The sequence below is a fragment of the Pseudoalteromonas sp. S1609 genome, from assembly GCF_005887255.1.
Classification (GTDB): Bacteria; Pseudomonadota; Gammaproteobacteria; order Enterobacterales; family Alteromonadaceae; genus Pseudoalteromonas.
The window spans coordinates 1-1,183 of the sequence record NZ_PNDJ01000089.1 but is presented as its reverse complement, the minus strand read 5'-3'; the positions used below and the strand labels follow the sequence as shown (position 1 = coordinate 1,183).

1 protein-coding gene is annotated in these 1,183 nt (G+C 43.2%); it reads left to right on the top strand.

Going from position 1 to position 1,183, the window contains the following annotated elements; translation table 11 throughout:
• Positions 1–122: 122 nt before the first annotated feature.
• Entirely contained in the window at positions 123–974 is an 852-nt protein-coding gene (gene ampE / locus CWB76_RS18045; protein WP_138609465.1) for a beta-lactamase regulator AmpE, read from the top strand.
• The last annotated feature ends 209 nt before the right edge of the window (positions 975–1,183 follow it).

Here is a 1,183-nt window from a genome sequence, read left to right as displayed (position 1 = left end):
AACGCAGGAGCAGTTATCGAGCCCACTAGGTTACAAACCTCGCGCCGCGATTAAATCGCCCCTAGTTTGAACAAATTATAATCCGCAAAGGTCAACAGACCCTAAATTAAGCGAGTAACTACATGATTTTGGTTTCAATAATAATAGCACTGATACTTGAGCGTTTAGGGGCTCGCTCTGCGCATTGGCAAATAAGCCATTATGCCAACAGCTACTTAAATCGCAGTGTTAATTTATTAACGAATAAAGGTTTATTTGGCACGGCTTCTGGGTTTTTAATTTGGTTATTGCTGCCGGTGATTGCGGTTGCTTGTTTGTTTTTTTTATCTGATTTTGCATTGTGGCAGCTGGTTTTTAATGTAGCGGTATTATTGGTGTGCTTCGGTTGTGCTAAACAGCGTGCCTTATATAAGTCGTACCTCAATGCATTAACTCGAGGTGACCAAACTGCCGCCACTTTATATGCTTTGCAATTGGGGCAAAAGCGCACAGAGGAGCAGCAAGGTGGTGAAACCTTAGGTCAAACATTAGCGTGGGTTAATTTCCGGTTTTATTGTGCGGTTATATTTTGGTTTGTGATATTGGGTGTTGCCGGTGCTGTTTTTTATGCATTAGTACGAACCTTTGCTGACTTAGTGAGTGGTAACCGTGATGAAGTCATTGCCAAGCATTTTAAGCTCATTCACCGCTTGCTGTTTTGGTTAGATTGGCTCCCAGCGCGTATTACCAGTTTTGGTTATTTAGTGATTGGTAACTTTAACAAAGGCACTAGTTGCTGGCTGCGCTTCGTATTTGACTTTTCAAGCCCAAATCGCAAGGTGGTTACTTATACGGCATTGGCCGCCGAACAAGTTGAAAAGCGTTATTACGGCTGCACCTTTGAAGCCACCTGCATGATCAAACTGGTCAAGCGTAATGTACTTTTTTACTTAGTGTTAATTGCCTTAATGACTTTATTTGGCGGTTTAAGTTAAAGACTAGGGGTTAGGTCATAGGTGTTAGGTAGAAATTAAGCCAAGCACTGTGTTTAGCTTGGTGTTGGCGGGCTGCGAGTTACGGGCTAAAATCTCTAGCCTAGAGCTTAAACATGCGCGAGGTAAACTCCCGCCTACAATATAAAAACATGTTTGCAAAAGGCGCTACGTTTTACCCTACTGCCGAACCCCGAACCCCGAACCCCGAA

What these genes read in the sequence shown, in the direction of transcription:
- ampE (WP_138609465.1), top strand. Translation starts at nt 123, where the DNA reads ATGATTTTGGTTTCAATAATAATAGCACTGATACTTGAGCGTTTAGGG.